Consider the following 26442-nt stretch of genomic DNA (forward strand, 5'->3'; position numbering starts at 1 on the left):
CAAGAAGATCGGCATCATGTACATGGTGCTGGGCCTCGTGATGTTCCTGCGTGGCTTTGCCGACGCACTGATGATCAAGAAGATCGGCATCATGTACATGGTGCTGGGCCTCGTGATGTTCCTGCGTGGCTTTGCCGACGCACTGATGATGCGCGCCCAGCAGGCGTTCTCGTTCGGCGATTCGCACGGCTTCCTGCCGCCGCACCACTACGACCAGGTCTTCACCGCCCACGGCGTGATCATGATCTTCTTCGTGGCGATGCCGTTCGTGACGGGCCTGATGAACTACGTCGTGCCGCTGCAGATCGGCGCCCGCGACGTGGCCTTCCCGTTCCTGAACAACTTCTCGTTCTGGATGACGACCGCCGGCGCGATCCTCGTGATGGCCTCGCTGTTCGTCGGTGAATTCGCCCGTACCGGCTGGCTGGCATTCCCGCCGCTGTCCGGCATCCTGGCGAGCCCGGACGTCGGCGTCGACTACTACATCTGGTCATTGCAGGTGGCTGGTGTCGGAACACTGCTGTCAGGCGTGAACCTGGTCGTCACCATCGTCAAGATGCGCGCCCCGGGCATGGACCTGATGAAGATGCCGGTGTTCACCTGGACCGCCCTGTGCACCAACATCCTGATCGTGATGGCCTTCCCGATCCTGACCGCCACCCTGGCCATGCTCGGCCTGGACCGCCTGTTCGACACCCACTTCTTCACGAACGAACTGGGCGGCAACGCCATGATGTACGTGAACCTGATCTGGATCTGGGGCCACCCGGAGGTGTACATCCTGATCCTGCCGGCGTTCGGCATCTACTCGGAAGTCGTTGCGACGTTCTGCAACAAGCGCCTGTTCGGCTACACCTCGATGGTGTACGCGACGGTCGTGATCATGGTCCTGTCGTACCTCGTGTGGCTGCACCACTTCTTCACGATGGGTTCGGGCGCGAGCGTGAACTCGTTCTTCGGCATCACCACGATGATCATCTCGATCCCGACGGGCGCGAAGATCTTCAACTGGCTGTTCACCATGTACAAGGGCCGCATCCGCTATGAACTGCCGATGATGTGGACCGTGTCGTTCATGCTGACCTTCATCATCGGCGGCATGACCGGCGTGATGCTGGCCGTGCCGGCAGCCGACTTCGTGCTGCACAACTCGCTGTTCCTGATCGCCCACTTCCACAACGTGATCATCGGCGGCGTGCTGTTCGGCCTGTTCGCGGGCGTGAACTACTGGTGGCCGAAGATGTTCGGCTTCAAGCTGGACCGTACCTGGGGCGTGCGCTCCTTCTGGCTGTGGTCGATCGGTTTCTGGGTCGCCTTCATCCCGCCGTACATCCTGGGCTTCATGGGGGTGACCCGCCGCATGAGCCACTTCGACGATCCGTCGATCCACTGGCTGTTCCAGATCTCGCTGTTCGGTACGCTGATGATCGCCGCCGGTATCGGCTGCCTGCTGATGCAGATCGTCGTCTCGGTCGTCAACCGCAAGAAGCTGGCCGACGTCACGGGCGACCCGTGGAACGGCCGCACGCTGGAGTGGGCGACCTCGTCGCCGCCGCCGGCCTACAACTTCGCGTTCACCCCGGTCGTGCATGACAACGACACCTGGGCCGACATGAAGAAGAACGGCTACAAGCGTCCGCTGAAGGACTTCGTGGCCATCCACATGCCGAAGAACACCTGGGCGGGTCCGGTCATCCCGGGCATCACGTTCGTGATGGCGTTCGGCATCATCTGGCACATGTGGCTGCTGGTCGGCCTGACGTTCGTCGCGATGCTCGCCGTCGCCATCTACCACACGTTCGATTACAAACGCGACTTCTACATCCCGGCGGACGAAGTGACCCGCACGGAAGAAGAACGCACCCGTATGCTGGAAGCTCATGTCTGAAATTAACGCAACCCACGCCGGCGCCGTGAGCGCCGACCCGAGCTCGCGCTACTACGTGCGCGAGCATCATCCGGAAAACGGCACCTTGCTCGGTTTCTGGATCTACCTGATGAGCGACTGCCTCATCTTCGCCTGCCTGTTCGCGACCTATGCCGTCCTGGGCCGCAACTACGCGGGCGGTCCGTCCGGCGCCGAGATCTTCGAACTGCCGACGGTCGCGCTGAATACGGCGTTCCTGCTGTTCTCGTCGATCACGTATGGCTTCGCCATGCTGGCCGCGCAGAAAAAGAACGCGAAGGGCACGCTCGTGTGGCTGGCCGTCACGGGCCTCTTCGGCGCCGGCTTCCTGTTCCTGGAACTGCAGGAATTCGCACACCTGATCCATGAAGGCTTCGGCCCGTGGCGCTCGGGCTTTCTGACCGCCTTCTTCTCACTGGTCGGCACGCACGGCCTGCACGTGACCTTCGGTATCGTCTGGCTCGTCACGCTGATGTTCCAGGTGGCCAGGCACGGCATCCATGCCGCCAACTACCGCCGCCTCGCCTGCCTGTCGATGTTCTGGCACTTCCTGGACGTCATCTGGATCGGCGTGTTCACCTATGTCTACCTGATGGGAGTCCTGCCATGAGCGACCTGCACCACCACGCCCACGGCCACGGGCACGACCATCACGGTCACGGCCACCACGACGACGAACTGCACGCGCACGGCAGCTTCAAGGATTACACGATCGGCTTCATCCTGTCCGTGATCCTGACGGCGATCCCGTTCTGGCTGGTGATGACCCACCAGCTGGCACCGGGCACGACCAAGTTCGTGATCCTCGGCTTCGCCGCCGTGCAGGTCGTCGTGCACATGATCTACTTCCTGCACATGAACTCGAAGTCGGAAGGCGGCTGGAACATGATGGCCCTGATCCTGACGGCCATCCTGCTGTTCATCGTCCTGACCGGTTCGATCTGGGTCATGTACCACATGAACGCCAACATGATGCCCAACATGGGCAACGACGGCGGTTCGGTGCACGGCATGCACGACATGCAGTAATGGCGGGAGACGATCGCGCGGCAGCGCCGGCCGGCCGGCGCCGGGGTTTCTCACCCGTCGTGGCAGTGCTGGCGCTGCTGCTGATCGTCCTCTTCGCCGGTCTGGGTACGTGGCAGGTCTTCCGCCTGCAATGGAAACTGGACCTGATCGCGCGCGTGGATGCACGCGTGCACGCCGCCCCGGCGCCGCCGCCATCGCGCGACCGCTGGGCCGGCATCACCTCGCCTGTCGACGAGTACCGCCGCCTCAGGCTGCACGGTACTTATCTCTACGAACTCACTACCCCCGTCCAGGCCCTCACGGAACAAGGCAGCGGCTACTGGCTGCTCACCCCGCTGTGCACGGCGGACGGATCGACCATCCTCGTCAACCGCGGCTTCAGTGCCGCCGAGCTGGGCGCGCGCACGCGCTACACGCCGGCGCGCGCCCAAGGCAATCCGTGCACCGGCGCGGCCGGTCCGGCGGTCGACGTCGTCGGCCTGCTGCGCACGAGCGAACACGACGGCGCCTTCACGCGCACGAACGACCCGGCCGCCGGACGCTGGTATACCCGCGACGTGGCCGCCATCGCGGCCGCGCGGGGCCTGGGCGACGTTGCGCCATTCTTCGTCGACGCCGCCGCCGGCCAGAATCCCCCGGGCAGCCCGGACCAGCCCGTTGGCGGCCTGACCGTCGTGAATTTCCATAACAGCCACCTCGTGTACGCGTTCACTTGGTATGCTCTTGCCTTGATGGTCGCGGCCGGCTGGTGGTGGGTCGCGCGCGGCCGCAGCGACGACACGGGCAACGATGAACGAGACGACTGAACTGCTGAAACGGGTATTCGAAAGGGGCTTCGACATGGTCGGCGCCGGTTCCGTCGCCGCGGCGCAGCAGGCGCGCACCGCGTCTGCCGCCGACGTCGAATACGTCGCCGGCCACAAGAACATGCTGCAGCTGATCGAGCTGCGCTGGATCGCCGTCATCGGCCAGATCACGACCATTGYCGGCGCAATCCTCATCTTCGACGTGCGCCTGCCGCTCGTGCAGATGCTCGAGGTGCTGGCCTGCCTCATCGCCTTCAACATCGCCAGCCATCTGCGCTGGCACGAACACCGCCCCGTCACGAACAGCGAGCTGTTCCTCGCACTGCTCGTCGACGTGGCCAGCCTGACGATGCAGTTGTACCTGTCGGGCGGCACGACGAATCCGTTCGCCTTCCTGTACCTGCTGCAGGTGATCCTGTCGGCCGTGCTGCTGGAAGCATGGTCGACGTGGACCATCGTCGGCATCACGCTCGCCTGCCTGGCCGGATTGTCCGTCTTCGCCAAGCCGCTGGCGCTGCCGTTCGACCATGCGCGCGGCATTTCGAGCCTGTACGTGCAGGGCATGCTGATCTGCTTCATCCTGAACGCGGCGCTGCTCGTCGTCTTCATCTCGCGCATCACCAACACCCTGCGCGGCAAGGCGGCCCAGCTCGCGGACCTGCGCCAGCGCGCGGCCGAGGAAGAGCACATCGTCCGCATGGGCCTGCTGGCCTCCGGTGCCGCGCACGAGCTGGGCACGCCGCTGGCCACGTTGTCCGTGATCCTCGGCGACTGGAAGCGCATGCGCGAATTCAAGGCCAATCCCGACCTGCTGGAAGAGATCACGGAGATGGAAACCCAGCTCAAGCGCTGCAAATCCATCGTCAGCGGGATCCTCCTGTCGGCCGGCGAAGCGCGGGGCGAATCGGCCGCGCGCACGACGATCCGCGGCTTCCTCGACAAGCTCGTGGACGAATGGCAGCACAGTCGCCCCGTGCGTGAATTCAGCTATGTGAACCGGATCGACCACGACCTGCCGGTCGCCTTCGATTCGGCCCTCAAGCAAATGATCGACAACGTGCTGGACAATGCGCTGGAAGCGTCGCCCGACTGGGTCGGCGTGGACGCCGGCGTGACGGACGGCACCCTCGTATTGACCGTGCTCGATCGCGGCCCCGGCTTCGCGCCCGCGATGCTGGCCCAGTTCGGCAAGCCTTACCAGTCCAGCAAGGGCCGTCCCGGCGGCGGCCTGGGCCTGTTCCTCGTCGTGAACGTGGCCCGCACCCTCGGCGGGACGGTACAGGCAGGCAACCGGTCGGAAGGCGGTGCCGCCGTCACGCTGACGTTGCCGTTGTCCGCGATCGCGCTCGACAAGGAATCCTGACATGTCCATTGAAGAAGATGACAACGAAGAACGCCTCCTGCTGATCATCGAGGACGACGACGCGTTCGCCCGCACCCTCGGCCGCTCGTTCGAGCGGCGCGGCTACAGGGTGCTGCAGGCGCCCGGCCTGGACGAGGCGCAGGAACTCCTGAAGGCACACTCGCCCGGTTATGCCGTCGTCGACCTGAAACTGAAGGGCAACAGCTCCGGCCTCGCGTGCGTGCAGATGCTGCACGCGCACGACCCGGACATGCAGATCGTCGTGCTGACCGGGTTCGCCAGCATCGGCACGGCGGTCGAGGCGATCAAGCTCGGCGCCTGCCAGTACCTGGCGAAGCCGTCGAACACGGACGACATCGAGGCCGCGTTCGGCCACGTGGCCGGCAACACGGACCTGGAGCTGACGAACCGCTCCACGTCGATCAAGACGCTGGAATGGGAGCGCATCCACGCCGTGCTGGCCGAGACCGATTTCAATATCTCGGAAGCGGCGCGCCGGCTCGGCATGCACCGGCGCACGCTCGCGCGCAAGTTGGAAAAGCAGCGCGTCAAATAAGAACCTGGTAGGGTGGGCCTTTGGGGCCGGGGGCCCCAAATGAAACGTGCCCACGCGGACGCCAACGTGACGCAAACGTCGCGCGTGGGCACGGGGGTGCCCACCCTACGCCGCTTCAAGTGAGCACCTTCAGCGCGAACGCATAGGGCAGGGCCGGCGCCGCTGCCGGCAGCTTCACCTTGAGGCCATCCGGGGCCTGGCGGAACAGGAGCGCCGCGCCGGTGCCGACGAATTCCACTCGGGCGACGGGCTTCTTCAGGTGCCCGGCAGCCGTGCCCAACGCCGCGATCGTGATCTCGCGCCCGTCGGGCCAGCCCATCACGAAGGCATACACGGCATCGCCCTTTGCCGTGAAGCGGATGTCGGCGGCCGACAGGGGCGCGCTTTTGCCCTCGTTCATGCCCTGGTCCGTGAGCGGTGCCGTCCGCTGCAGCGCGGGCCCTTCGCCGAATACGGTCCACGGCCGCGTATCGTAGATGCCTTCGCCGTGGACGGCCATCCAGCGGCCGATCTCCTCGACGATCGCCTGTTCCTTTTCGTCGATGGTGCCGTTGCCGCGCACTGGCACGGACAGCAGCAGATTGCCGTTCTTGCTCACAATGTCGACGAGCATGTGCACCACCGTCTGCGCGCTCTTGTACTCGTTGCGCTCGTAGCCCGGGCGCGAGTAATGCCAGCCGCCGATGCAGGTGCACGTCTGCCAGGGCAGCGGTTCGATCGCGTCGGTCTGACCGCGCTCGATGTCCCACACGAGGGAGCGGCGCTGGCGTTCGTCCAGGATCTTGCCGTTGATGACGGCTTCCAGCCGGCCGCGCGTGGCCAGGCTGCGGTTGTACATGTGAGCGGCGATGCGCAGGCCGACGTCGCTGACCGGCCACATGGGCAGGGCGGTATCGTCGAAGTAGACGAGGTCCGGATCGTATTTGTCGATCAGGTCGATGGTGCGGTTATGGAAGGCCTCCATGTAGCGCCGCGACGGCAGCGCGGCCCCGGCGCCCCAGCCCCACTGTGCGCTGAATTCGGCGCGCTCGACCTTGCGGCTCAGCGGGTGCTGCTGGGCATACAGGAGCTGCGGATCCAGTCCCTCCCACCACCGGCCCTTGCCGTCGGCCGCCGTCAACACGCCGTCGTACGGGATGCCCGCATACGGCCCCGTCTTGTCCGCCCCTTGGGCGAACTCGTACCAGGTCCACGCATGGCTCGCATGGACGCTGACCCCGAACCGCAGTCCCTGCGTGCGCGCCGCCTTCGCCCAGCCCGCGATCAGGTCCTTCTTCGGCCCGATGCGCGTCGCGTTCCATCCAGGCTGGAAGCGGCTGTCGTACAGGTCGAAATTGTCGTGGTGGTTGGCGAGCGCGACGAAATAGCGGGCGCCGGCCTTCCGATACAGGGCCAGCAGGCTGTCCGGATCCCATTGCTCGGCCCGCCATTGCCGGATCACGTCCTTGAACCCGAACTTCGACGGATGCCCGTATTTCTGCACGTGGTAGCGGTAGGCGTCGCTGCCTTCCCTGTACATATTGCGGGCATACCAGTCGCCGAATTCGGGCTCGCACTGCGGCCCCCAGTGGGCCCACAGGCCGAACTTGGCGTTGCGGAACCAGTCCGGCGTCCGGTATTGCGCCAGCGAATCCCAGTCAGGCGCGAACGGGCCGGTGGCGGTGGGTACGAGCCCCCCGGGCGCCGAGCTTGCCTGCCGGGGCAGGGCGAGCGCGGGGATCGTGGCGGCCAATCCCGCCAGAACGTGGCGTCGTTTCATGTGGTCTCCTCCGTTGAATGTTGGTTTGCCGGTTATCGATAACACGGCGCATTGAGTGTACGTTATAAATTCAAAACCTTCAACACCGGCAGAAGAGGGACGTGCTGTTCCGGGCAAGCATGACGTTACGGCCGGGCTGGGCTAGGCGTCAGCGCGCGCCAGAGGCAGGGAAACGGTCAGCAGCGCGCCGCGCTCCGGCCCGTTGGCGGCCTCGATACGGCCGCCGTACGCGCGCACGATCGCCTGCGACAGGGCGAGACCCAGGCCCATGCCCCCAATGGTGCCGGCACGCGCGCTGGCACCGCGGTAGAAGCGATCGAACAGGAACGGCAGGTCGGCGTCGGCGATGCCCGGTCCTTCGTCGGCGACGCTCAGGACGGCATCGTCGCCGTCGGCCACGACGCGCACCGTCACCTTGCCGCCTGGCGGCGAAAACTTGACGGCATTGTCCAGCAGGTTCGCGAGCACGAGGCTGGCGGGCGCGGGCGCCACCCTGGCGGCCACGCGGCTCACGATGTCGAGCACGATCTCGACCTGCCGGTCGCGCGCGGAGGCGCCCATGCGGCGCACCGCATCCTCGGCCAGCACGTTCAGGGCAATGGGTTCGACCGGTCCGCGCTCCGCGCCGGCGTCGAGGCGGGCCAGCATCAGCAATTCTTCGACGAGCATGGTCAGGCGTTCCACCTCCTCCAGGCATGAGCGCAGCGTCGCCACGTAGTCCTGGACGTCGCGCGGCCGGCGCAGCGTGATCTCGATCTCGGTGCGCAGGCGCGACAGCGGCGAGCGCAATTCATGCGACGCGTCGGCCGTGAAGCGGCGCTGCGTGTCGAACGTGCGTTCCAGCCGCTCCAGCATCTCGTTCAGCGTATCGACGAGGTGGCCCATCTCGTCGTCCGTGCCGGGGTGGGGCAGGCGCTCGTCCAGGTTCGTCTCGCCGATGCGGCGCGCCTGCTGCGCGATGCCGTCGATCGCGCCGAACACGCGGCGCGTCACGGCCGTGCCGGCGAGGCCTACGGCCGCGAGCAGCGCGACGGCCATGCCCGCGAACAGCAGCGCCGCCGAGTGCACCACGTGGTCGACGTCGTCAAGCGAGCCCGCCACCTGCACGGCGAACCGGCGCCCGCTCACCAGCGTGGGCACGGATACCATGCGCAACGGCTCTTCGATGGCGTGCGGCAGCGTCTCGAACACGGTTTCGCCGGCCGCCAGCTGCGTGCGCAGCCAGGGCGTCACGGGCAGGGCGCCGGCGCCCAGGTTGGCGCTGCGGGCAAGGACGTGGCCGTTGGCGTCGACGATCTGCACGAGGCGGTCGAGCCTGGCCAACGACGGCGGCGCGCTGCCGGCCGGCGCCTCGTGCACACGGACCGCTTCGCCGTGGGCGTCGGCCAGCATACCGGCCTCCGTCTCGGCCAGCGCGAGCAGCGCCGCGTCGAGCTGGCCCTGCACGGAGCGCGACAGCCGCCACCACCCGGCCGCCGCGGCCGATGCCACGATCACGACGATGGCGACCCAGTGGATCAGCGCGAGACGGTGGCGCAGGCTAAGCATCGCCGCACGCGTCGGACAGGTAGAAACCGCGGCCGCGCACCGTGCGGATCAGCGGCAGCGCACCGGGCGGATCGACCTTGCGCCGCAGGTTTTTCATGTGCACGTCGATCAGGTTGTCGATGGCGATCAGGTCGGCATGCCAGACGTGCTCCGCCAGCTGCTGGCGGCTGACGATGTCGTCCGGATGGCGCGCGAGGAACTCCAGGATCGCGTATTCCTTGGGCGTGAGATCCAGTCCGGTTCCCGCACGCGTCACGGCATGAGTGCGCGGATCGAGCGCCAGGTCGCCGACACAGACCAGCAGCGGCTGGCCGGCGCGGCGCAGCAGGGCGCGCACCCGGGCCAGCAACTCGTCGAACACGAACGGCTTCGTCAGGTAATCGTCGGCGCCCGTGTTCAGGCCGGCGATCCGGTCGGTCACCGCGTCGCGCGCGGTCAGCATCAGGATCGGCGTGCGCACGCCGCGCGCGCGCCACATCCGGCACAGTGCGATGCCGTCCTCGCCCGGCAGCATCCAGTCGAGGATCACGAGATCGCAGTCCGGTCCGAACCGGGCGTCGGCATCCCTCGCCGTCGGGGCGACCGTCACCGCAAAGCCTTCTTCTTCCAGCCCGCGCGCGAGCAGGCGCGCGGCCTTGTGATCGTCTTCCACCAGCAGGATGTTCATGGGGGCCCTCAATGTCGGCGTGAGTATAGCAGTGTGGACACAAGCATTTCCTGAAGAAGAATTCAGGATGCAGTGCAGCATAGTTTTGTACGATGCGCGGCGCAATCCAACCTTGCCCCATCGGAGGAATCATGACACCGCGCCGCAACCTGCTCAAATACCTCGTGCCCCCGCTGCTGGGACTCGCCGCGCTCGGCCTCATGGACCGGGGCCTGTTCGCCACGCACGCCAACGCGGCGGATACGCCCGACGGCGCCACGCCCGCGCCGGCGCTGCGCCACGATGGCGCGCGGCTGATCGTGCCCGCCGCCTCGCCGCTGCGGCACACGCTGGCCGTCGCCACCCTGGCCGACGAGAGCGTGGCGGCGCCGTTTACGCTGCCGGCCGTCGTCGAGGCCGACCCGGCGCGCCTGATCAAGGTGTTGACGCCGGTGACGGGCCGCATCGTCAGCATCGCCAGGCGGCTGGGCGACGAGGTCCGGGCGGGCGACGTGCTGTTCACGATCGATTCCGTCGACCTGGCGCAGGCGCACGCGGATGCCGTCAAGGCGCACGCCGTGCTCGCCGTCGCGCAGCGCAACCTCGCGCGCCAGCGCGAACTGGATGCGTCGGAGATCGCCGCCCGGCGCGACCTGGAACAGGCCCAGGGCGACTACGAACAGGCCGCCGGCGAGGCCGCCCGTGCGGACGCAAGGCTGGCGCAGCTCGGTGCCGGCAAGGTGCCGGGAACCGGCGGCCGCGTGCTGGCCGTGCGCGCGCCGATCGCCGGCCGCGTCGTCGACCTCGCGGCGGCTGCCGGCGGCTACTGGAACGACGCGACGGCGCCGCTGATGACGGTGGCGGACCTGGCCCACGTCTTCGTCAGCGCCAACGCCCAGGAAAAGGACCTGGGCCGGGTCTACGCCGGCCAGTCCGCATCCGTGCGCTTCGACGCGTATCCGGAACCGCTTGACGCGAAGGTGGGCTTCGTCGGCGCGCTGCTCGACCCGGACACGCGCACGGTCAAGGTGCGCATCCCGTGCGACAACCGCGACGGCCGCCTGAAACCCGGCATGTTCGCCGCAGCGACGTTGCGCGCGCGTCCGCACCAGGGCGTCCTCGTGCCGATGACGGCCGTCGTCCAGAGCGGATTCGACACCCGCGCGTTCGTCGAGGTCGCGCCGTGGCAGTTCGAGCCGCGTGTCGTCACGCTCGGCCCCCGGATCGGCGAACGGGTCGAAGTGGTCGCGGGCCTGAAGGCGGGCGAGCGCGTCGTGACGAGGGATGGAGTGCTGCTGAATGATTGAACGTCTCGTCACCCTGTGCTTCGAGCGGCGCGGCATCGTCGCGTTCGTGTTCGTGCTCGTCGCGCTGTACGGCGGCTGGTGCTGGACGCAGCTGCCGCTGGAAGCCTACCCGGACATCGCCGACACGACGTCGCAGGTCGTCACGCAGGTGAACGGCCTCGCCGCGGAAGAAGTCGAGCAGCAGATCACGATTCCGCTGGAACGCGAGATCATGGGCACGCCCGGCATGCACGTGATGCGCTCGAAGAGCACGTTCGGACTGTCGCTGATCACCGTCGTGTTCGAGGACGGCGCGGAGGATTACTGGTCGCGCCAGCGCCTGCAGGAACGCATCGCCGGGGTCGCGCTGCCGTACGGCGCCCAGCCCACGCTCGACCCGCTGACGTCGCCGATCGGCGAGATCTACCGCTACACGCTGGAATCGAAGACGCGCAGCCTGCGCGAGTTGTCCGAATTGCAGCGCTGGAAGGTCGTCCCGCGCCTGAAGCAGGTCGGCGGCGTCGTCGACGTGACGAATTTCGGCGGCCTGTCGACGCAATTCCTGCTCGAATTCGATCCCGCGAAGCTGCAGAAATACAATCTGTCGCTGTCCGCCATCACGCAGGCGATCGCCGCCAACAACGCGAATGCCGGCGGCAGCGTGCTGACGCGCGGCGAGCAGGGGCTCGTCGTGCGCGGCGTCGGCCTGATCCACAGCCTCGACGACCTGGGCAACGTCGTCGTCGCGCAAAAGAACGGCGTGCCGGTGCTCGTGAGGGACCTCGGCTCCGTCACCTTGGGCCAGCAGGAACGTCACGGCATCCTCGGCAAGGACAGGGTGAACGACGCCGTGTCCGGCATCGTCCTGCTGCTCAAGAACCAAAACCCGTCGCGTGTGATCGCGGGCGTGCACGAGGCGGTGCGCGACCTGAACGAACACGCGCTGCCGAAAGACGTGCAGGTCGTCCCGTACATGGACCGCAGCAGCCTCGTCGACGCGACCGTGCACACGGTCGGCCACACGCTGGTGGAAGGCGTCGTGCTGGTGACGCTCGTGCTCGTCCTGTTCCTCGGCAGCCCGCGCGCGGCTCTGATCGCGGCAGCCGCGATTCCGGTGTCGCTGCTGGTCGCCTTCATCCTCATGCACCACTTCAGGATCCCGGCCAACCTGTTGTCGTTGGGCGCGATCGACTTCGGCATCATCGTGGACGGCGCGATCTTCGTGCTGGAGAATATCCTGCGCCGGCGCGAAGCGCAGCCGCACGGGCCGATGTCCGGCGCGGACGCCCTGAAGGCCACGCTGCAGGTGATGCGCCCGACATTCCTCGGCATGCTGGTCATCATGATCGCCTACCTGCCGCTGTTCGCGTTCCAGCGCATCGAATACAAGCTGTTCTCGCCGATGGCCTTCGCCGTAGGGTTCGCACTGCTCGGTGCCCTGGCGATGACGATGCTGCTGATTCCCGGCATGGCGTACTGGGCGTTCCGCAAGCCGCGCCGGATCTTCCACAACCGCCTGCTGGACTGGCTGGCGCCGCGCTATGCCGCGGTGCTGCATCGCCTGGTCGGCCGCACGCGTGCCGTGCTGGCCCTCGCCGGCGTCACGCTGGCCGCCGTCGTGGTCCTCGGCGCGACGATCGGCCGCGATTTCCTGCCCACGCTCGACGAGGGCTCGATCTGGCTGCAGGTCACGCTGCCGCCCGGGATCTCGCTGGCCAAGGCGGCCGGCATGGCCGATGCGCTGCGCGCCGCGACTTTGGCCGAGCCGCAGGTCGCGCACGTCGTCACCCAGCTCGGGCGCAACGACGACGGCACCGACCCGTTCACGCCGTCGCATATCGAGTGCGCCGTCACGCTGCAGCCGTACGATACCTGGCCGCGCGGGATGACCAAGCAGGATCTGATCGCGAAGCTCGCCGCACGCTACCGCCAGCTGCCCGGCACGGACGTCGGCTTTTCCCAGCCGATGATCGACGGGGTGCTCGACAAGCTGGCCGGCGCGCACAGCGACCTCGTGGTCAAGGTCTACGGCGACGATTTCCACGTGACGCGCGGCCTTGCCACCTCGGTCGAAAAGCTGCTGCGGACCGTGCCCGGCGCCGCCGACGTCATCATCGACCAGGAACCGCCGCTGCCGCAGGTGCGCATCGCGGTGGACCGCGCCGCCGCCGCGCGCCTCGGCATCAACGTGGCCGACGTGATGGCGCTGATCCAGACGGGCATCGGCGGCAGTCCGGTCACGCAGGTGTATGTCGACGACCGCAGCTACGACGTCGCGGCCCGGTTCATCGGCCCCGCGCGCAGCGACCCGCAGGCGATCGGCGACCTCGTGCTGACGACCGCCAATGGCGCGCACGTCGCGCTGGCCCAGGTCGCGGAGATCGGCTTCGCGGAGGGCGAGACGACGATCACGCGCGAGATGAACCGGCGCCACCTGACCGTGCGCACGAACTTGCGCGGGCGCGACCTGTCCTCGTTCCTGGCCGACGCCCAGGCGCGCATCGAGCGCGACATCCCGTACGACCATTCCCGCTACAGCATTACGTGGGGCGGCCAGTTCGAGAACCAGCAACGCGCCCAAGCCAGGCTTGCGGTGATCATGCCGGCGGCGTTTTTGCTGATGTTCGTGCTGCTGTTCGCGGAATTCGGCAACCTGCGCCAGCCGGGACTGATCCTGCTCGCGGTGCCGCTGTCGCTGCTGGGCGGACTCGTGGCGCTGCACCTGCGCGGCATGACGTTCAACGTGTCGTCCGCGGTCGGCTTCATCGCGCTGTTCGGGGTGTCGGTGCTGAACGCCGTCGTCATGCTCGCCAACCTGAACCGCTGGCGCGACGAGCATCCCGCCGACCTGAAGCGCGCGGTGGTCGAGGGCGCGCGCGAACGCCTGCGTCCCGTGCTGACGACGGCCACCGTGGCCGCGCTGGGCCTGGTGCCGGCGGCGCTCGCGCATGGCCTGGGCAGCGACGTCCAGCGTCCGCTGGCCACGGTCGTCGTCGGGGGGCTGGTGACGGCGACGGCGCTGACGCTCGTGCTGCTCCCGGCGCTGTACTACCTCGTCGAACGGCGCAGCGCGGGCCGCCAGCGCAAGGTCGAACTCGCCGTGATCGAAGGAGAGCGCGCATGATGGCCCGATTCACTGCCTGCACGATGCTGGCCGTCGTTGCGGCACTCGCGGCCGGCTGCGCCGCGGGTCCGGATTACCGCAAACCGCCGGCGCCGGACGTGGACCGCTACACGGCCGCACCGCTGGCCGCGCGTACGGCGGCTGCGGCCACACCCGGCGGCGCCGCGCAGCGCCTGGTCGCAGGCCAGGACGTGCCCGAACGCTGGTGGACGCTGTTCGGGTCCGTCGCACTGGACAAGGTCGTGACGGCGGCGCTGACGGCGAACCCCGACGTGCAGGCGGCCGACGCGGCGCTGCGTGSGGCCCGCGAGACCGCCGCCGCCCAGCACGGGGCTTACCTCCCGGCTGTCGATGCGCAGCTGGCGCCCACGCGCCAGAAGACTGCGGCGCCCGTCGCCAGCGGCGCGGCGTCCGGCGCCGGCCTGTACACGCTGCACACGGCCCAGCTGAACATCGCCTATGCGGCGGACGTGTTCGGCGGCACGCGCCGCCAGGTGGAAGCCGCCGATGCGCAGGTCGACGTCGCGCGCTTCCAGCAGCAGGCGGCCCGGTTGACACTGGAAGCGAACGTCGTCGCGGCCGCGATCCAGGAAGCGTCGCTGCGCGCCCAGCTCGACGCGACGACGGACCTCGTCGCGCTGGCCAGGCAACAACTCGATGCCGCGCGCCGGCAACGCCAGGCAGGGCAGGTCGGCATGGCCGACGTGGCCGCGCAGGAAGCCGCGCTGGCGCAGATCGAGGCGGGCCTGCCGCCGCTGGATAAGCAGCTCGCCCTGCAGCGTGACCTGCTGGCCGTGCTGGCGGGACGCTATCCGTCCGAGGACAACGGCTTGCGCTTCGACGTCGGCACGCTCGCGCTGCCGGAAGACTTGCCGGTGAGCGTACCGGGGCGCCTCGTCGAACGCCGGCCGGACGTCCGCGCCGCCGAAGCACAGCTGCACGCCGCCAGCGCCCGCATCGGCGCCGCGCGGGCGGCGCGCCTGCCGGACATCACATTGACCGCGGCTCTCGGCAGTGCCGCGCTCGACGCGGGCACGCTGTTCAAAGCGGGCACGGGGTTCTGGAGCATCGGCGCCGACCTCGTGCAGCCGATCTTCCACGGCGGCGCGCTCAGGCACCAGCAGAGAGCAGCGCAGGCGCTGTACGACCAGGCCGCGGCGCAGTACCGCGGCATCGTGCTCGCGGCCTTCCGCGACGTGGCCGACGCGTTGCACGCGATCGAGGCCGACGCGCGCGCGCTGCAGGCGGCGCTGGCGGCCGAACGCGCGGCCGACAAGAGCCTGAAGATCGTCAAGCGCCAATGGGAACTGGGCGCCGGCGGCCGTCCGGCCGTGCTGCAGGCGCAGCAGGGCTACCAGCAGGCGGCCATCGCGCTGGTCCAGGCGCGTGCCGCGCGCTTTGCGGATACCGTCGCGCTGTTCCAGGCGCTGGGCGGCGGCTGGCAGGGGGAGGAAAGCCGCTGACGATGCCCGGCCTCGCCGGTCCGGCCGCTATGGTAGATTCCCAACTTTGCCTGGAATACCATGACCCCACCGCGAATCCAGTCCCGCGCCGGCGCGCTCGCCGCGCTGGTCCTGCTGGCCGGCTGCGCCAGCCTGCGTCCCCAACACCCGCCCGAGGCCGTCTTCGTCGTGCTGGGCGAGGAGGGCAGGCCGGTGGCGCGCGCCGTCACCACCGCCACGACCTGTCCCGCCATCGAGATCGACGGCCACGCGACGACGATGGCCGTGCGCGCGCCATACGGGCCCATTCCGCTGCGCGGCAAGGACCATAGCGCGAGTTTTCACCCGGACGCGGTGTCAAAGCCCGTGTTGTCCTGCGAAACGCCGATCCCGGCCGGCAGCACGCGCGTGGCCGTCGCGGGCCAGACACTCCCGCTGCCCGTGCCCGACGTGAAGCGCATCGTCGTGATCGGCGACACGGGCTGCCGCCTGAAGGGCAAGGAATTCCAGGACTGTAACGATCCGCAGGCGTACCCGTTCGCCCGCGTGGCCGCGAGCGCGGCGGCGTGGAAGCCGGATCTGGTCGTGCACGTGGGCGACTTCCACTACCGCGAAGATCCGTGCCCGGCGGACCGCCCCGGCTGCGCGGGCAGCCCGTACGGCTATGGCTGGGACGCGTGGAACGCGGACTTCTTCGCGCCCGCGCGGACACTGCTGGCGGCCGCGCCATGGGTGCTCGCGCGCGGGAATCACGAGCAGTGCGCGCGCGGTGGGCAAGGCTGGTGGCGCTTCCTTGACGCCCACCGCTACGACCCGGCCGCCAACTGCGACGACCCGGCGGCGGACGTCCATGCCGACTATACGGACCCGTACGCCGTTCCGCTGGGCGATGGCGCGCAACTGATCGTGTTCGATTCGGCGAACACGAACTGGAGAGGATTCAGGGAAGGCGACGCGGGCATCGCCCGCTATACCGATGTCTGGCGCAAGATCGACAGCCTGGCGCGCCGCAAGCCCTACAACATCGCCGTCGACCACCATCCGCTGTACGCATTCGGCGCCCTGCGGGATGCGAGTACGGGCGCCGTCACGCTGTTCGGTGGCGACGCCGGCCTGACGCAGGTCTTCGGCGCCCTCGACAAACGCCTGCTGCCGGACACCATCGCCGTTCTGCTCTCCGGCCACGTGCACCTGTGGGAGCAGACCAGCTTCGCCTCCGATCACCCGACGCAGTTCGTCGCCGGGTTCGCCGGCACGGCGGAAGACACCGTGCCGCTGCCGCGTACCGCGCCGCCCGGCCAGTCTCCCGCGCCGGGCGCAGCATTGGAGGCAATGAGTTCCTGGATCGACGGCTTCGGCTTCATGACGATGGAGCGCACGGGGCCGGACACCTGGCGCGTCGTCGTGCACGACCGCGACGGCAAGGAACGCAATACGTGTACGGTGGAGGGTCGGCATTCCACGTGCGCGGTGCCGCAGGTGTGAACGAACAGGGTGAACTATATTGCTACAAAAGTGGTTGCCTTGAATACACGCCTGTGACACAATGAACTTGTGAGCGGGGCAGCTTATCGCCGCCTTCGCGATCAGCGATGAGGATACCTGTATCTTTTTGAGGCTGCTGGTCCGCCAGCAGCCGCTTTTCCGATTTCGCGCACCGCAGCACGCAGAATCACATCTGGGACAACAGCACATTGGCGCTGGATTCGTCCGCTTCGAGCAGCGCGATCAGCTTGGCCAGGTCGTGCTCGAGCCGTTCCAGCGTCGCCGCGTCTAGGGCGGAGAGGGCATCGGGCAACACGCCGGCAAAGGGCAGCGGTGCGCTGCTCAGGACCTCGGCGCCATCCGGCTGGATGCGCAACGACACGCTGCGGCGATCGATGCCTTCGCGGCTCGTCGCCACGAGGCCGCGCTCGACGAGCCCCTTGATCAGATTGCTCGCCGTCGACTGGTGGATGTCCAGCTCGCGTGCGAGTTCCGTCACGCCGATGCCCGGCCGGCGGTCGATTACCGACAGCGCCCACAACTGGGCGCCACCGACACCGGCTTCGCGCTCGACCTGGCGGAAATGGGTTTTGACGGCATTGAATACGACGCGGAACTGACGCAGTACCCGGGTAGCTGGCGCCGTCGACGGGGTGGACGGCTCGGCGCCCGTGGTGTTTTGTGAAGACGAGGACATGCAAGAATGATAGCGGAAAACGTGGCATGGCGTCGAAAAATGACATTCTGGAAACGATGTGCACGCGCCATCGAGATCAGCCCGACATGACACCGGTACCCGACTTCCGCTGCGAACTGGGCGACTGGCGCGTGTGGACCGTGCGCGCCGTCGTCGTGCTGCTGGCCTTTGCTGCCGGCCTCACGGTCGTCGGATTTTCATGGCTGGCCGAGGCGGCGTACGAGCGCTTCGCCGTGCTGCGTGTCGCCGCCTGGTGGAGTCCGCTTGTCGTGACGCCGCTGTGCACCGCTGCCGTCGTCTGGGCCACGCGCCGCTTCGCGCCCGGCGCGGCCGGATCCGGCATCCCGCAGGTGATGGCGACGCTCGACACGAAGGTCGGTGAGGCCGAGCGCGGGCTGTTCGTGTCGTTGCGGCTGACGGTGGCCAAGAGCCTGCTCACGGCCGCTGGCCTGCTGGGTGGCTTGTCGCTGGGACGCGAAGGTCCGTCCGTGCAGATCGCGGCCGGCGTGATGCTGCAGGCGCGGCGCTTCCTGCCGGCCGGCAGCGCCGTCGGCGTCCACGGGCTGCTCGTGGCCGGCGGCGCGGCGGGCATCGCGGCCGCGTTCAACACGCCGTTGGGTGGCGTGATGTTCGCCATCGAGGAACTGGCGCGCGCGCCCGAACAACGCTCGAGCGGCCTGATCATTGCCGGCATCGTGCTGGCCGGCGTCGTCGCGGAGTCGACACACGGCGATGGCGCCTATTTCGGCGTCATCCACGTGCCCGCGCCCGGCCTCGGGCTGTTGTTGCCCGGCCTGCTCGTGGCCGTGTTGTCCGGCCTGGTGGGCGGGCTGTTCTCGCGCCTGATGATCGCGTCGCTGTCCGGCCGCAGCCCGGACCGGGCCAGCCGCTGGCGCGCGCGCCGTCCCGTGGCATTCGCCGGGGCCTGCGGCCTGGCCGTCGCGCTGATCGGCGTCGCGAGCGGCGGGGCCGCGTTCGGTTCCGGCTACGCAAGTACGCGTCACATGGTGGAAGGCACCATGGCGATGCCGTTCGCCTACGCCCCGTTCAAATTCCTCGCGACCTGGCTGACCACATGGTCGGGCGTGCCGGCCGGTATCTTCGCGCCGTCGCTGGCGATCGGCGCCGCGTTCGGCAACGACGTCGCGCTGCTGCTGTACGGCATGCAGATGCCGGCGCTGATCGCGCTGGGCATGGTCGGCTTCCTCGCCGCCGCCACGCAGGCGCCGCTGACCGCCTTCATCATCGTGATGGAAATGGTCGATGGTCACGCGATGGTGCTCAGCCTGATGGCCTGCGCGCTGATCGCTTTCGCCGTCGCACGCCTCATCAGTCCACCGCTGTATCCCACGTTGGCACGGCTGCAACTCGGACGTATTCCCGCGCACACCGAGGCGGCGCCCGACCGTGCGGTAACGCACTGAAACGTAACGAAATTCAGCCAGCCCGGCGGGGGCAAATTTGCTAGGATGGGGACATGCTGACACGGAAAGTGCCCATCGTCCGCTTGCGACCGCGGCTCCCGACTCCCGCCGCAGTGCTGACACTGCTGGCGGGCCTGGGCCTTACGTCCGTGCTGGTCGTCGGCATGGTGGACGCCGAGCGGGAACGGGCGCGTTCCGAATTCCTGCAGCGCGCCGAGATCCGCAGCGCCACGGTCACACGCAGCTTCGGCGACGCCCTCGACGTGCTGCAGGCGGCCAACGCGCTGTTCTCTTCCGTCGGTATCGCGAGCCGCGACGAATTCAGCGCCTTTGCGCGTCCGTTGCTGGCCAGTCATCCCTATCTGCAGGGCATTGTGTTCCACCGCCTGGTCAGCGGCGCGGAACGCGCCGCGTTCGAGCTGGAGCACCAGAGCTTCCGGCCCGGCTACATGATCCGCGACCGCCACGTGACGGGCAATACCGTCACGCTCGTACGCGCGGGCCCGCGCCCGCGCTACCTCGTCGTCGACTATATCGAGCCGCTTTCCGGCAACGACATGACGCTCGGCTACGATCTGTTTTCGTTCGCGCCACAGAGTTCGACGTTCATGCAGACCATCGACACGGGCCAGCCCGCGTCGAGCGTCATGCTGCCGCTGTTGCAGGGAGGCCGCCTCGGCTTCACCCTGATGATGCCCGTGTACCGGCGCGGCGCGCGCCTCGAGAACGCCGCCGCGCGCAGTGCCAACGCGATGGGCGACACGTCCGTCATCATCGACGTGGCCGCACTCGTCGGCGCCAATCTCGCCAATTCGAACCACCTGGTGCGCAACGGCCTGAATATCGAGCTGTACGGCCCCACACTGGATGGTCCGAAACTCGCCTGGTCGCACGACGCGCTGGACCGCGACCGACGTTCCCCGTGGCAGGCCTGGCCCGGCGACACCCTGTTTACGAACCGCCACGCGTTCGACGTGGCCGGCATGCCGTGGGAACTGCGCATCTCCGGACGTTCCAGCGCGATGGCCGGCGGCGCCGGGCCGCTCACCGCGCTGATCCTCGGCTGCCTCGTGAGCCTGGCCACGTCCGCGTTCGTGCAGAGCCGCGTCAAGCGCACCCGCCGCATCGAGGCCCTCGTCGAGCTCCGCACGAGCGACCTGCACGACGCCCTCGATGCGCTGCGGTTGTACCGGCGCGCGATCGACTCCAGTGCGAACGCCGTGATCCTCGTGAGTGCCACGCGCCCCGGCTACCCGATCCAATATGTCAATCCCGCGTTCGAACGCATCCGCGGCTACACCGCGGCGCAGGCGGTCGGACGCGGCCTGCTGGAGCTGGGCGAGCAGGAGCCGGACCAGGGCGCCGTGGCCGAGCTGCGCGCCGCCATCCGCGAGCGGCGCGAGGGCCATGCCTCGATGCGCCTGCGCTGCGGCGACGGGCGCGAGATCCACGCCGAGGTCTACATCGCGCCCGTCAACAACGAAGACGGCATCACGGAACACTTCGTCGTCACGCAGTACGACGTGACGATGGCCAAGCGCTACGAGGCGGAACTGGAGGCCCGCGCCCGCTTCGACACGCTGACGGGCCTCGCCAACCGCGCGCTGCTGCACGACCGCATCGACAACGCCATCAACCTGGCGGGCGGCCGCGGCGCCGTGTGGGTGGCGGCACTCGACCTGGACCACTTCAAGTTCGTCAACGACACCCTCGGCCACGACGCCGGCGACGAGTTGCTGAAGGCGGCCGCGCAGCGCATCAGCGCCGCCGTGGAACGTGCGGACACGGTCGCGCGCACCGGCGGCGACGAATTCGTGCTCGTGCTGCCGGGCCGCGATAGCGAGTCCGACGCCGCGGCCACCGTGCGCGCCGTGCTGCAGGCGCTCGCGCATCCGCTCACGCTGTCCGGGCAGGACCTCGTGCTGACGGGCAGCGCGGGCCTGGCCGCGTTTCCAGCCGACGGCAGCGACGCCGCCGCGCTGATCCAGCACGCGGAAGTGGCGATGTACCGCTCCAAGGAACTGGGCCGCAACATGGTCCAGTTCTACATGCCGACGATGAACACCCGGGCGCGCGAGCGCCTGGCCCTGGAGGGCGCGTTGCGCAGCGCGCTGGTCCACGAGGAGTTCGAACTGTTCTACCAGCCCCAGGTCGACCTCGTGTCGGGCGCCGTCGTCGGGCTGGAGGCGCTGATCCGCTGGCACCATCCGATCATGGGCATGGTGCGGCCCGACCGCTTCATCAACCTGGCGGAAGAGACGGGGCTGATCGTGCCCATCGGCGCCTGGGTACTGCGCACCGCGTGCCGCCAGAACCGCGCGTGGCAGCACGCCGGCTTCGGCCCGCTGCGCATCGCCGTGAACCTCTCGCCGCGCCAGTTCGCCGAGCCGAACCTCGTGCGCGAGATCGCCCGCGTGCTGGACGAGACGGGTCTGCCGCCGGGCTACCTCGAGGTGGAGATCACGGAAAGCCTCGTGATGGGCGATGTCGAGAGCGCGATCCGCACGATGCGCGAGCTGAAGCAGATGGGCGTGCAGCTGTCGATGGACGATTTCGGCACCGGCTATTCGAGCCTGTCCTATCTGCGCCGCTTTCCGGTCGACGTGCTCAAGATCGACCGCAGCTTCGTACGCGACATCCCGTTCAGCGAGGACGACGCGGCCCTGGTCGCCGCGATCATCGAGCTGGCGCGCGGCCTGCGCATGCGCGTGATCGCCGAGGGGGTGGAAACGCAGGCCCAGCTCGAGTACCTGCGCCGGCGCGGCTGCGACGAGGTGCAGGGCCACGTGTATGCACAGGCGGCGTCGGGGGCCGAGGTCGAGCGCCTGCTGCGCGCGGGCCGGCACATGCTCCCGCACGACGTGACCGTATGAGCGGGCGCGCACCGAACCCGGCCGCGCAGTCGGCTATACTTGCGCCCAATTATCGGGAAGCAGACGGGAAACGAAGTGGATGACCATAACGAGGGCCAGCGCGACAACGAAAGTAACAGCGGGCGCTGGAACGGACGCGAACGCAGGATGATAGACCGCGCCGGAGCCCGCGCCAGGGAAGCGTATGCGCGGGCGCACGGCCACCTGATGACAAAACCGCCATACCAGCGCTGGTTGTGGATCGCCGCCGGCGTCCTGCTGCTGTTGCTCACGCTGTTCGCCTTCTGGGTCGCGCTGCTGTTTCCCCTGACGCCGGGCATCGACGATGTCAAGCAGGCGCGCGTCGCCCGCCCGACCGTCGTCGTCTCGGCCGACGGCCGTCAGCTGGCCAGCTTCGAGCAGGGCGTGCAGATGAAGGTGCCGCTGTCGCAGGTGTCGCCGAACGTGATCAATGCGCTGATCGCGACGGAGGACCACCGTTTCTACGACCACCACGGTGTCGACTTCACCCGTATCGCCGGCGCCTTCGTCGCCACCCTGAAGGGCGACGCGCAGGGCGGATCGACCATTACCCAGCAGCTGGCGCGCAACATGTTCCGCGACGAGATCGGCCGCGCGCGCAACATCAACCGCAAGCTGAAAGAGCTGATCACCGCGTTCAAGATCGAGAACACCTACAGCAAGACGGAGATCCTGGAAGCCTATCTGAACACGGTGCCGTTCCTGTACAACACGTACGGCATCGAGGCGGCGGCGCACACCTATTTCAACAAGCCGGCGGCACAGCTGAACGAAGTCGAAGCGGCCACGCTGGTCGGCATGCTGAAGGGGACGGCCTACTACAACCCCGTGACGAATCAGGAACGCTCGCTCGCGCGCCGCAACGTGGTGCTGGGGCAGATGCTGAAGGCGGGCGTGTTCGACGAGAACCGCTACCGCCAGCTGGTCAGGCGTCCGCTGCGCGTGCGCTTCACGCGCCAGGCCGAACGCACGGGCAAGGATGACCACTTCACCGCGTACGTGCGCCGCTGGCTCCTGGACTGGGCCGAGAAGCACGACGCCGACCTGCAGCAGGACGGCCTCGTCGTGCAGACCACGCTCGACTACGACCTGCAACAGGCCGCGCTGCGCGCCGTCAAGCAGCAGGCGGGTGCCCTGCAGGCCATCGCCGACGTCGACTGGGCCCATTCCTGGCCGATCAACGCGCAGTCGACGCAGACCTATGTGGACATGCGCGCCGGCGTCAATCCGTTCGAATACTACTGGGCGTCGCATGGCGACCTGCTCGAGACGTTCGTGCGCGAATCGCCCGAATACCGCAAGGCCGTGGAAGCGGGCGCGAATCCCGTCGCCGAGCTGAAGCGGCTGAAGGCCGACCGCGACTTCATGCGCCAGCTGAAGACAGCCAAGTCGCGCCTGGAGGCGGGCTTCGTCGCGATGGATCCGGCGTCGGGCGAAATCAAGTCCTGGGTCGGCAGCCGCGATTTCGAGCGCGAGCAGTACGACCACGTCGTGCAGGCCGCGCGCCAGCCCGGTTCCACGTTCAAGCCCATCGTCTACGCGGCCGCGCTGGAAAAAGGCATCGCGCCGGACCATCCTTACCTGGACGCCGTCACGACGATCCGCTTTTCCGACGGCACCGTCTGGCGCCCGACGGACAACAGCGGCACGACGGGCCGCCAGCTCACCTTGCGCGACGGTCTCGTGTACTCGAAGAACACGATCACGGCGCAGGTCGTGCGCGACATCGGCGTCGCACCGGTCGTCAAGCTGGCCGAGGAGCTCGGCGTCCGCACGAGCAAGCTGGCGAAAGTGCCGTCGATCGCGCTCGGCACGAGCCCCGTCACCTTGCTGGAGATGGTGAACGCCTACGCGACGATCGCGGCGCAGGGCGAGTACCGCCGGCCCGTGTTCGTGCGCCGCATCACCGACCGCAACGGCCAGGTGATCGCGGACTTCGCCACGCAGACGCCGCAGCGCGTGCTGTCGCAGGAGTCCGCGGTCACCCTGATCGACATGATGCGGGGCGTGATCAACCGCGGCACCGGCACGGGCATCCGCTACCGCTTCGGCATCACGGCCGACGTCGCGGGCAAGACCGGGACGACGCAGAACAATGCGGACGCGTGGTTCATCATGATGCACCCGAACCTGGTGGCCGGCGCCTGGGTGGGCTTCAACGACAACCGCGTGACGATGCGCTCGAACTACTGGGGGCAGGGCGGCCACAGCGCGATCCTGCTCGTGGGCGACTTCTTCAGGTCGGTGCTGGACGCCGGCAAGGTCAGCGCCGACGCGCTGTTCCCGGGCGGGCACAAGCCCGAACCCGTGATCCGCCACGAGGCGCCGCCCGAGGATGAGATGGAAGAGGGCGGCGACAGCGACATGCAGGAGGATGGCAACCCACCCGCCGACCTGCCGCGGCCGCCGGACAACGAACTGCCGGCGCCGCCGCAGGATCAGCCGCCGTCGGAAGGCATCATGTTGCCGCCCCCGAGCGACGCCTGACGATTACGATCCGCGTGGGCACAGGGTGCCCACCCTACGGCAATGTGACATCGTAGGGTGGGCACCCCGTGCCCGCCAACCCTACGCATATCCGCTAATCACAAAATCGGGGTTCCCCCCGTAACTGGAATCCGCGCGCCGGAGATGTAACTGGCTCCGTCCGACGCCAGCATCACAGACACCGGCGCCACCTCCACCGGCTGCCCCGGCCGCTTCATGGGCACCCGTTGCCCGAAGCTGGCCACCTGGTCTGGCGGCATCGTGGACGGAATCAGCGGCGTCCAGATCGGCTCCGGTGCCACGGAATTCACGCGGATGCCATTTTCCGCCAGCAGCTGCGCGAGGCCGGCCGTGAAATTGGCGATGGCGCCCTTCCTGGTCGCATACGGCAGCAGCGTCGGCTTCGGATTGTCCGAATTGGCCGACGTCGTGTTGATGATGCCGGACCCCGGCTTCATGTACTTCACGGCCGCCTTGCAGGTGTAAACATCGCCGAGATGTTGACGGCGAACGTGCGCTTCCATTCCTCATCCGGAATCTCGTTGGTCAATGCATGGGCCGGGCCTGCGGGGACCGCACCTGCCGGGCGGCGCCGCCATCGTTGGCCGCTTCGTGCAACAGCAATTCCTGCACGCGCGGCGCCGTCGAGATGCCCAGTTCGCGCAGCATCCGCATCGTCTCCAGCAGCACGGCCTGCTGGGTGCGCAGGAACAGGCCGTAGTCGGCATCCGCCAGGTTGTAGACGACGTCGTATTCCAGCCAGTTCTGGTCCATCGTCGTCAGGTTCACGTGGTCCAGCTTCACTTTTTCCCTGGCCGCGATGATGGCGGACAGCCGCTCGGGCACCTGCTGCGCCAGGTCGGGCGGGGTGGCCGGGTTCACGCGCAGCGTGTATTGCACGCGGCGGGTGTTCTGGCGCTTGAAATTGTGCACCGTCTTGCGCAGCAGCTCGGCGTTGGCGATGACGATCTGTTCGCCGGACAGCGCGCGGATGCGGGTGGTCTTCAGGCCGACATGCTCGATCGTGCCGGTGAATTCCGGCACGGAGATCGTATCGCCGACCTCGAACGGTTTGTCGGTCGCGATGGCGAGCGAGGCGAACAGGTCGCCGAGGATGTTCTGCACGGCCAGCGCGACGGCCACGCCGCCGATCCCGAGGCTCGCGACGAACGTCGACACGTTGATGCCCAGGTTGGACAGCATCGCCAGCAGGAACACGGTCCAGACGCTCCATTGCAGTGCCCAGATCACGAGCGTGTGCGCGACCGTCACCTGGTCGTCCTCGCGGCCCTTGCCGTGCACGCGGAAATAGCGGCGCGCCGGCACGGCGATGGCATGGTGCAGGTACACGGCAAGTTGTGCACCCAGCGTGATGAACCACAGGTGGCCGATGCGCTGGTTCCAGGGGGGAGGCAGGTCGAGGACGGAGGCGCCGATCAGGATCGAGGTGGCGAGGACGGCCAGGTTGCTCGTGCGCGCGAGCGTGTGGCGCAGCACTTCGACGATGGATTTGTGGGCGCGTTCGCCCTCGAGCTGGTCGAGGCGGCGGCGGAACAGCCGCACGGCGCCGTGGATGACGAGGAAGCTGGCGACGGCGACGGCCAGGGCAACGGCCGCGTTGGTCCAGCCGATGTCGAAATTGGAGAAATAGCCGCGGAAAGTCATCGGGCTCCTTTCGGTAAGACGGGGAGGACTCTCGCACTTGTAGAGTGGGCACCCCGTGCCCACCCTACCGGCAAGGGCTCTTAGTGGCGCGTGCCGCTCAGGTGCTGGCGCACGTCGTTGACGCTGTTGCCGGCCTGCTTGACGGCCTGCTCCAGCTCTTCCTGGGTCACGCCCAGTTCCTTCGTCCAGTACTGGACTTCCCACTTCTCGTGCAGGTTGATGCGCGTACGGTCCTGCGGGCCGCGGTTCTGCAGATTGTCGGACATGATGGCCTCCCTGATCGGTGATAGCGTCCAGCATGCCACCGGGCGCGGCCATATTCCGT

General features: G+C 68.1%; 19 protein-coding genes and 1 pseudogene. 13 read left to right on the forward strand and 7 right to left on the reverse strand.

Features of this window, described 5'->3' with window-relative positions; translation table 11 throughout:
* The 6 genes from AC1DYX_RS09840 to AC1DYX_RS09865 all read left to right on the forward strand — a co-directional run.
* A partial coding sequence (locus AC1DYX_RS09840) for a cbb3-type cytochrome c oxidase subunit I (protein ID WP_477258633.1) occupies positions 1 to 1888 on the forward strand: 1888 nt, incomplete at its 5' end.
* Entirely contained in the window at positions 1881 to 2516 is a 636-nt protein-coding gene (cyoC, locus tag AC1DYX_RS09845) for a cytochrome o ubiquinol oxidase subunit III (RefSeq protein WP_477258634.1), read from the forward strand. The genes AC1DYX_RS09840 and cyoC, both read left to right, overlap by 8 nt.
* A complete protein-coding gene (cyoD, locus tag AC1DYX_RS09850) occupies positions 2513 to 2935 on the forward strand; it encodes a cytochrome o ubiquinol oxidase subunit IV (protein WP_477258635.1) in 423 nt (140 codons plus the stop codon). The genes cyoC and cyoD overlap by 4 nt, the downstream gene beginning before the upstream one ends.
* Positions 2935 to 3741 carry an SURF1 family protein gene (locus AC1DYX_RS09855; protein WP_477258636.1) on the forward strand — a complete coding sequence of 269 codons (807 nt, stop codon included), beginning with the start codon at positions 2935 to 2937 and terminating at the stop codon, positions 3739 to 3741. Before cyoD ends, AC1DYX_RS09855 begins: the two co-directional genes overlap by 1 nt.
* Positions 3742 to 3775: 34 nt before the next feature.
* Entirely contained in the window at positions 3776 to 5104 is a 1329-nt protein-coding gene (locus AC1DYX_RS09860; RefSeq protein WP_477258650.1) for an ATP-binding protein, read from the forward strand.
* Position 5105: 1 nt separating this feature from the next.
* Positions 5106 to 5660: a response regulator transcription factor gene (locus AC1DYX_RS09865; RefSeq protein WP_477258637.1), complete on the forward strand. Its 555-nt coding sequence runs from the start codon at positions 5106 to 5108 to the stop codon at positions 5658 to 5660.
* 115 nt (positions 5661 to 5775) lie between these two features.
* Here the strand turns inward: AC1DYX_RS09865 and AC1DYX_RS09870 are convergent, their stop codons facing one another.
* The 3 genes from AC1DYX_RS09870 to AC1DYX_RS09880 form a co-directional block, all read right to left on the reverse strand.
* Positions 5776 to 7419, reverse strand: a complete 1644-nt coding sequence (locus AC1DYX_RS09870; RefSeq protein WP_477258638.1) for an alpha-L-fucosidase — start codon at positions 7417 to 7419, stop codon at positions 5776 to 5778.
* Between the two features lie 141 nt (positions 7420 to 7560).
* Positions 7561 to 8967 carry a sensor histidine kinase gene (locus AC1DYX_RS09875; RefSeq protein ID WP_477258639.1) on the reverse strand — a complete coding sequence of 469 codons (1407 nt, stop codon included), beginning with the start codon at positions 8965 to 8967 and terminating at the stop codon, positions 7561 to 7563.
* Positions 8960 to 9634, reverse strand: a complete 675-nt coding sequence (locus AC1DYX_RS09880) for a response regulator transcription factor (RefSeq protein ID WP_477258640.1) — start codon at positions 9632 to 9634, stop codon at positions 8960 to 8962. The genes AC1DYX_RS09875 and AC1DYX_RS09880 overlap by 8 nt, the downstream gene beginning before the upstream one ends.
* A 131-nt stretch (positions 9635 to 9765) precedes the next feature.
* Between AC1DYX_RS09880 and AC1DYX_RS09885 the strand changes: the two genes are divergently transcribed.
* The 4 genes from AC1DYX_RS09885 to AC1DYX_RS09900 are packed head-to-tail and all read left to right on the forward strand — an operon-like array spanning position 9766 to position 16950.
* The gene (locus AC1DYX_RS09885) at positions 9766 to 10920 is read left to right on the forward strand and encodes an efflux RND transporter periplasmic adaptor subunit (protein WP_477258641.1); all 1155 of its coding nucleotides are present in this window, start codon (positions 9766 to 9768) and stop codon (positions 10918 to 10920) included.
* Positions 10913 to 14023 carry an efflux RND transporter permease subunit gene (locus AC1DYX_RS09890; RefSeq protein ID WP_477258642.1) on the forward strand — a complete coding sequence of 1037 codons (3111 nt, stop codon included), beginning with the start codon at positions 10913 to 10915 and terminating at the stop codon, positions 14021 to 14023. The genes AC1DYX_RS09885 and AC1DYX_RS09890 overlap by 8 nt, the downstream gene beginning before the upstream one ends.
* Entirely contained in the window at positions 14023 to 15486 is a 1464-nt protein-coding gene (locus tag AC1DYX_RS09895) for an efflux transporter outer membrane subunit (RefSeq protein ID WP_477258651.1), read from the forward strand. The genes AC1DYX_RS09890 and AC1DYX_RS09895 overlap by 1 nt, the downstream gene beginning before the upstream one ends.
* 60 nt (positions 15487 to 15546) lie before the next feature.
* A complete protein-coding gene (locus tag AC1DYX_RS09900) occupies positions 15547 to 16950 on the forward strand; it encodes a metallophosphoesterase (RefSeq protein WP_477258643.1) in 1404 nt (467 codons plus the stop codon).
* 187 nt (positions 16951 to 17137) lie between these two features.
* Here AC1DYX_RS09900 and AC1DYX_RS09905 read toward each other — a convergent pair whose 3' ends face one another.
* Positions 17138 to 17647: a MarR family winged helix-turn-helix transcriptional regulator gene (locus AC1DYX_RS09905; RefSeq protein WP_477258644.1), complete on the reverse strand. Its 510-nt coding sequence runs from the start codon at positions 17645 to 17647 to the stop codon at positions 17138 to 17140.
* An 86-nt stretch (positions 17648 to 17733) separates the two neighbouring features.
* On the opposite strand from AC1DYX_RS09905, the gene AC1DYX_RS09910 reads away from it, so the two are divergent.
* From AC1DYX_RS09910 to AC1DYX_RS09920, 3 genes are all read left to right on the forward strand, one after another.
* Complete coding sequence (locus AC1DYX_RS09910) at positions 17734 to 19071, forward strand: chloride channel protein (protein ID WP_477258645.1); 1338 nt, start codon at positions 17734 to 17736, stop codon at positions 19069 to 19071.
* A 53-nt stretch (positions 19072 to 19124) separates the two neighbouring features.
* Positions 19125 to 21944, forward strand: a complete 2820-nt coding sequence (locus AC1DYX_RS09915; protein WP_477258646.1) for a bifunctional diguanylate cyclase/phosphodiesterase — start codon at positions 19125 to 19127, stop codon at positions 21942 to 21944.
* A gap of 75 nt (positions 21945 to 22019) precedes the next feature.
* Positions 22020 to 24452, forward strand: coding sequence for a penicillin-binding protein 1A (locus AC1DYX_RS09920; RefSeq protein WP_477258647.1), 2433 nt, complete (start codon positions 22020 to 22022; stop codon positions 24450 to 24452).
* Positions 24453 to 24550: 98 nt separating this feature from the next.
* Here AC1DYX_RS09920 and AC1DYX_RS09925 read toward each other — a convergent pair.
* The 3 genes and pseudogenes from AC1DYX_RS09925 to AC1DYX_RS09935 form a co-directional block, all read right to left on the reverse strand.
* Positions 24551 to 24996, reverse strand: a pseudogene (locus tag AC1DYX_RS09925) (SDR family oxidoreductase); the annotation flags it as partial.
* Between the two features lie 2 nt (positions 24997 to 24998).
* Positions 24999 to 26117 (reverse strand): mechanosensitive ion channel family protein, encoded by a 1119-nt coding sequence (locus tag AC1DYX_RS09930; RefSeq protein WP_477258648.1) that lies wholly within the window; start codon positions 26115 to 26117, stop codon positions 24999 to 25001.
* 80 nt (positions 26118 to 26197) lie between these two features.
* Positions 26198 to 26442 (reverse strand): DUF3606 domain-containing protein (locus tag AC1DYX_RS09935; RefSeq protein WP_477258649.1); only part of this gene is annotated, 245 nt, incomplete at its 5' end.

Source organism: Massilia sp. P2_C2, assembly GCF_056404615.1.